The 6,274-nt window shown below is 46.7% G+C and carries 7 protein-coding genes and 1 pseudogene; 2 read left to right on the forward strand and 6 right to left on the reverse strand.

The genetic code is table 11. From position 1 onward, the window contains the following. Positions 1-334: 334 nt before the first annotated feature. Entirely contained in the window at positions 335-1,666 is a 1,332-nt protein-coding gene (locus tag KKD83_10050; protein ID MBU2536489.1) for a phenylacetate--CoA ligase, read from the forward strand. Between the two features lie 1,163 nt (positions 1,667-2,829). After that, complete coding sequence (locus tag KKD83_10055) at positions 2,830-3,399, forward strand: hypothetical protein (GenBank protein MBU2536490.1); 570 nt, start codon at positions 2,830-2,832, stop codon at positions 3,397-3,399. A 152-nt stretch (positions 3,400-3,551) separates the two neighbouring features. Here the strand turns inward: KKD83_10055 and KKD83_10060 are convergent, their stop codons facing one another. The 6 genes and pseudogenes from KKD83_10060 to KKD83_10085 all read right to left on the reverse strand — a co-directional run bounded on the left by KKD83_10060 (position 3,552) and on the right by KKD83_10085 (position 6,263). Beyond that, the gene (locus KKD83_10060) at positions 3,552-4,244 is read right to left on the reverse strand and encodes a hypothetical protein (protein MBU2536491.1); all 693 of its coding nucleotides are present in this window, start codon (positions 4,242-4,244) and stop codon (positions 3,552-3,554) included. A gap of 35 nt (positions 4,245-4,279) precedes the next feature. Further along, complete coding sequence (locus tag KKD83_10065; protein MBU2536492.1) at positions 4,280-4,480, reverse strand: DUF2321 domain-containing protein; 201 nt, start codon at positions 4,478-4,480, stop codon at positions 4,280-4,282. A gap of 14 nt (positions 4,481-4,494) precedes the next feature. Further along, complete coding sequence (locus KKD83_10070; protein MBU2536493.1) at positions 4,495-4,749, reverse strand: gas vesicle protein; 255 nt, start codon at positions 4,747-4,749, stop codon at positions 4,495-4,497. Position 4,750: 1 nt separating this feature from the next. After that, a complete protein-coding gene (locus KKD83_10075; protein MBU2536494.1) occupies positions 4,751-5,095 on the reverse strand; it encodes a gas vesicle protein in 345 nt (114 codons plus the stop codon). Position 5,096: 1 nt separating this feature from the next. After that, positions 5,097-5,915, reverse strand: a complete 819-nt coding sequence (locus tag KKD83_10080; GenBank protein ID MBU2536495.1) for a GvpL/GvpF family gas vesicle protein — start codon at positions 5,913-5,915, stop codon at positions 5,097-5,099. Between the two features lie 34 nt (positions 5,916-5,949). After that, a pseudogene (locus tag KKD83_10085) lies at positions 5,950-6,263 on the reverse strand (gas vesicle protein K). Between the last annotated feature and the right edge of the window lie 11 nt (positions 6,264-6,274).

A 6,274-nucleotide genomic window follows, 5' to 3' on the forward strand; every position in this document is an offset into this window, starting at 1 on the left:
CATTGCGAGGCGCAAAGTGCCGAAGCAATCTCTTATTCAGTTTTCTTTACTCCTGAATTGCTTCGCTTCGCTCGCAATGACATAGGCGAGGAGATTCACGATGACACAAAGAACTGTTTGAGATGTATCCCATCTATCTGAACGAGAGCAGTGCTTTTGTAGAAATTCATTCCGACTGTACCAACTGCTCTAATTATGCCATTTACCGACTGTCCAGGCTGTGAGCAAGCACTGGTAGCTTAAAAGGATTGACCAATTATGGCAATGGAGGTAGACCCAAAGGGACACAATATAGTAGACTTTCAGAGGTTACCTAATATTAGCGGAGGTGATTATGAGCCCACCAAGAAAATCTAAATACTATGCTCCAGAGATAGAAACCATGGATAGAGAGAAATTGGAAAACCAGCAACTTGAGCGATTGAAATGGCAGGTCCGCAGGTGCTATGAGGATTCTGATTTCTACCGTGAGAGGTTCGACAAAATCGGGGTTAAGCCAGATGACATCAAATCTCTTGATGACGTGGTAAAGATACCCCCTGTTCACAAAGAAGAGCTCAGGGAGGAGCAGATAAATCACCCCCCCTTCGGCAGATATGTTGTCGCCCCACGCCAAGACTGGGAGGAGCTTCATCCATCCACAGGGACAACAGGTGTACCGGTGAATACAGTGTGGAGCCGGCGGGATGTAGAAAATATTACCCAGTGGACAATCAGGACGATGTGGAGTTTTGGAGTTCGCCCCGGTGACATCGTCCAGAACGGCTTTGCCTATGGACTATGGGTAGCCGGGCTATCCGTACATTACGCAGCCAAGGCAATGGGCTGCTTTATTTTGCCCATTGGGGCATCAATGACTGACCGACAGGTAGACTATTTCGTAAGCCCCGGCGCTAACGTCCTGATTGCCACTCCTTCCTTTGCCCTTTACATTGCCGAAAGAATGCGGGAGAGGGGTATATCCCCCGATGATATTCCCTTGAGGATAGGGGCTTTTGGAGGTGAGGGGGGAACCGAGGCATCATCCACCAGGAAGAGAATAGAGAGCAAGCTGGGAATAGATGCTTACGACTATTACGGGCTTGCTGAAGTTGGTCCTACCTGTGCCGCAGAGTGCGAAGCTAAGGCAGGCATCCATTGGGTTGAAGACCACTTGTTTGCTGAAATAATTAACCCCCAAACGATGAAAAGGTGTGAGCCGGGAGAGGTGGGGGTATTGGTGCTAACCCACCTGACAAGGGAAGCAACCCCTATGCTTAGATACTGGACTAATGACAATGCCAGGCTTACCACTGAGAAATGTGTCTGCGGGCGAACCCATGCCCGTTCTGCGGGAGGTATCCTAGGCAGAGAAGATGACCTGATTATCTACAAGGGGGAGAACTTCTATCCCACTCAGGTTGAGAAGATAGTAAAAAGCTTTGATGAGCTTGGTGACGAATTCAAAATAAAGCTCACCACAGATGAAAAGACAGGCATTGATGTCGTTACCGTAGTTGCCGAGTACACCACCGAGGCAGCGAATACCAGTGAGTTTAAGAATAAGCTATCGCAAGCTCTCCGCAATGAGTTGCTGGTCACCCCCGGATTGGAACTGGTAAAACCGGGCACCCTGGAGAGGACAATGTTTAAAGCAAAACGTGTTGAGGATAAAAGAGACAAGTAGTGAAAGAATTAGCGAGTGACAACTCAATCCTGACTAGAGTTGGGTACTAATTCAAGTGGCAAACGAAAACTAAAAAAGAGGGCAGCACAATAAAAAAAGTTAAGCAAAATCCAAATCTGGGAAGTGGGCTCGGTAGGATTCGAACCTACGACCAATCGGTTATGAGTGTTGTGATTCATTAGCAGCCCTCCAAGAATTTTGCATTGTTAATATATTTTACAGCAAAATGTTGTTTATTGAAAAATCCACGGTGTAAAAGTAATACGTATAACTTACATTATACGCTATTCAAAATCAAGCTTGATTTAATAACACATTTTAACACATTAATTACTCTTTCTCTTCTGGTCTTTCGACGAATTTCTTCTAAAGAATGTTGGCAACAACAATAACAGCCAACTCGTTGCTCCTATAAACGTTAAAGCACCTACATAGAAGCTGGTCGGCATTAGGACCTTTAGTATTCTAATAAGGCCTTCGCTTTTATCGGGCATTGCATCAACAGGTATGTATAGACCGAACAATATGAATGCAATTGTCGAAACTAGATATAATGCCCCTATTCGTCTCAGGCTTAATCTTAAATTGTTGTTTGTTATCATTTTGGCCAATAAACCCGCTTGCAAGCACAAAACCACCAAGTAACGCAGATATTGTGGCTAATTCAAAAAGTTGATAGTCGGGTTTTGTGGCTCTCAGGATTATATAGAATACCAGCCCGAAGAGAGTGAAAAGCGCAAATAACATAATGGCTGGAGGAACGATTGTCTCTATTATCTGTTTAGCAAACCGGCTTCCGAATCGCTCAATAGTCGCTATGTATTTATTAATTTCTTTTCCCATTCTTGGTTGTATTATAGCCGGAAATTAATAGATCTGCCATCCATATTTAGGTGTCACATATAATAGTAAACTTGAGAGAATCTAATTGAAAACGCCCTGCCATGTCGAAATTCAGTATCTAGTATAAAACGTCTACTGTGAAGCGCAAGCCTCTGCCCATCCACGGGATGACTGCAACATGTTATAAGAAAACCAACCCTCTCCAAATTATAACGTATAACTGTAATTACACGTATCAACGGGTGACTCTCCAGCTTTAAAGTAATGCTACACCGTTTGGGGTATAATACCTTTGACGAGACTACAAGAAAGGCGAAAGCGTGAAGGAGCCGAAGATTCTAGCCCCAGACATCGCAAGAATAAAGAGGATAGTTGAATCTCACTATGGCTTTGTTCCAAATGAGCAGGACATTCTCTGGATTGACCAAATGCTTCGTGGTCAATATGAAGTGCTGCATGAGCAATACATTATCCGGAAACTCGTTACACATAGAATTGATGACATATTATTATCACATAGGGAAGAGAGACCAGATATAGAAAGTCTTTTCTCTAAGAAATCCATTTTCCACTATCTGATGTTTGCTTCGATGTCATTCTATGCTGGCATCGCTCTAGGTTGTATTGCCCTTTGTCGAACAGCTCTAGAGGCAGGATTACGCGAACGGTTAGCAGAGAAAAGGGCTTCTTCGCCACAGGAAGTCTGGTATCAAATCAAAAAGCGTGGCAAGATGGGATTCAGAGATTTGCTTAAGGAAGCTGAGCAGGAAGGAATCCTGAGCAAGAAGCAGACTAGTGGCGCTTCGCATTACTTTAACAACGACCTTTTTGCAGCTCAAAATAACAATAGCTTGTTAAGTCAATTGCCTCAGAGAAAATCTTACGTGTAACACTACTTATACGCAAGGGTTAAGTTTAGGTTTCTGATCTAATACATCTTACCTGATAATCGAGACCATTTAAGCTATTTCGAGTTTCTACGTCACAATATACTAGAATGTTGAATTGGGGAACAATTCTAACAAAGGTTGTAATCGCTAGCTCAAAATGACACGCTGGAGACAGGCGAGACGAGATATTCACCGAGTTCCTGGAGTTGCTGGTCATGCCTTTTCGTATTAATCAGTGACTTATGGTACTCCTTAACTCTGGCCACTTCTTTGACCTGGCCTACTCTGATATCAGGAGCTAGCCTATGCACAACATCGTGGTAAGCTCCGATGAACAAGATACCGGTTTCACCTTCGGCTAGGGTTTCATTGATTCTCCCGGCAATAAATTCATCCCGTTGCTTTAGGAGCTTACCACGAGCCAGTTTGTACCTCAGAGCGGCAACTTCCCTTTCCTTTAACGACTTAGAGCGGGTCATTTTAGTGATGTAGTTGTACTCCTGCTTCACCAGCGAGAGAGACTCAGTTTTCACCAAAACGGCACCCCTCTCCAGAAGCCTTCCTACAATCTCGTAGTTTTTACTTCCTTGACTGACGCTCTCTCTGACGATTCTCAATCCCTCCTCCCCATCGGCCACTAATCCGTCCTGATAGACCTTGAAACCATTAACATCTAACGCATCAAGGAATCGGCCAATTGAATCCCAGAAGGCAGAGACAATCTCCTTGTGCCTTTGCCAGAGTTCTGGCGTCAGCTTGGCAGTAGCCCTGTCATCCAGAGTTGGTGCTATGGAACCCATGTCGGCACTCATATGGATGATAGGAATCACGTATGACTTACGCATTATTGCTTACTACCGGTCTGTTGACCTTTCGCAGTCTACTTTCGTCGGCTCTTAACAACGCCATGCCACTCCATTCGTGTTCCGCAACTGGAGCAGAACTTGCGGAACTTCCAGAAGCGCTGCGTCATGCCACAGTTAGGGCATTTGATTGTCCATGGCTCCCCGCAGTTAGGGCAGTAATCCGAGTTGCCACTGACTGTGATGCCACATCCCGGGCATTTGTTCCATGCTGTCATCTGGTGCTTTCCTTTCACTCTTCACGTGTTTCGCCACGCTTGCGCAACTTCTTCCTGTCCAGACCGAGAAGATTACCCTCGTCATCCAGGCGGAGCTCATACAACCCCAACACATCCATGGTATCCGGGATTGCCTTCCTCTCCAGCGCCTCCAACGAGATGGACCACCCTTCCTCAGTCTTGGACAGCCCGGTAACACTATCGGACGGTTTCTTGCCGAGCTTGACAAATTCCTCCCGCGCCCTTTCCAGTACCTCACTAGCGTTCATCTTAAATCTTTACCTCCTCTTTGCTTGAGTATTTTTCTGCTATCTTGCTATCCAGTGAAGAGAGAAGATACCGCTCTGGTTCCAATCCCGGAGCGTTCGTCTGCTCCTCCTCCCTTTTCTGTTTTCGCTCCCTGGCGGCGATGGCTCGCTGCGCTTCATCCCAGTCTTGCCAGATGCCGTACTTCAACATGGTCTCTATCCCGGCGAGGTAGGCTCTCAGATTGACCCCCAGGAGGGGAATACCGGCGACATTAATAATGAGGTCGGCGTTGAGTACCAGCCCCTTCTCCAGCACCCTGTCGAGAAGGTCCACCAGTGTGGCATGAGTGTCCCGGGTAGGCTGCATTTCATTCTCCTTTAACGGTAACGACAGGCTTGGCCACGAAACTATAAGGGGGCCAGGGACCAGAGAAATGAACAGAGAAACCGTCCATATTGTTGATTTTCCCCAGCTCCTTACCCAGGCTGTCGACTTTCTCTCTGGATACCAGGCAGGAAAGGTTGAGCAGCATCACCTTGCCAGTATTCAGCTTTTTGGTCTTCTCGACGACAATATCATCGGTGTGCTTCTTTATCCTGCCATAGAAGTCGTTGAACCACTCATCGGCAAGCTGCTCGGTTTCCGCTTTAACTGCCCTTTCCAGCTTTTGCTTATACATGTAAGTCATACCCGGTGATTTGGTGGCCATCTCTTCCTTTATTTTTCCAATCTCTTCGCTTTGTTCCGAGATTTGCTTGACAATTAACCCGGGTTCATACGAGACCTGCACCGCATACTCATTTTTACCCTCTATCTTTCTCATCACCTCACGAAGTCGCGCATAATCCAGTTTCAGCCAATCCCTTACTACCTGGTCAGGGGAAGTGGCATCATCCCTGGGCTGTAGTATCGTGTCGAATCCCAGGGGGATGACGACGCCAAGCTGCTCACCGGTGGCATCGAGAACGCTTTGGTGGGTTCTCACCCAGTTTCTTACCATTTCGTCATCAGTGGATTGATACGGCTTGGTAGAGCAATCGTGGACAATAGCGCTGATGTCCCCGTAAGGGATGGTATAAACCTCGCTGCCATCTATCCCTATCGCCCCCAGCCTAACTTCTTTATCTCCAGCACTTACGCCATATACATATCGCCCTTTATTTTGAACGCAGCATACCTTTTCCATCGGTTCGCCTCCCTGGGAAGCAACTCTTTCCCGGTCAAACCGGCAGGCTCTTCGCGACTTCCTCCTGCCATCTCTCCGGGTTGATTATGCTGTCAATGACACCATCCACAATATCATCCAGCCCGTCTCTCACTGCCTGGACCGACTCGCTGATGCCCTGCTCGACTTTGATTTCTTCAAGGGCGATATCCAGTTCCAGCAGGCTTTGCCCAGCCGCTCACACTCTTCCTCGCTCAGCACCCCGCTCTCCATTCTTTTTAACGCCTGGATTTTCAGGGTATCTTTAATCACCTCGACCAGGGCTATTACCAAACCGAGCACCCCATGCTTCAGATTTTTCTCATCGATGTTAATCGCCA

This window comes from Chloroflexota bacterium (assembly GCA_018829775.1).
Lineage (GTDB): Bacteria > Chloroflexota > Dehalococcoidia > Dehalococcoidales > RBG-16-60-22 > E44-bin89.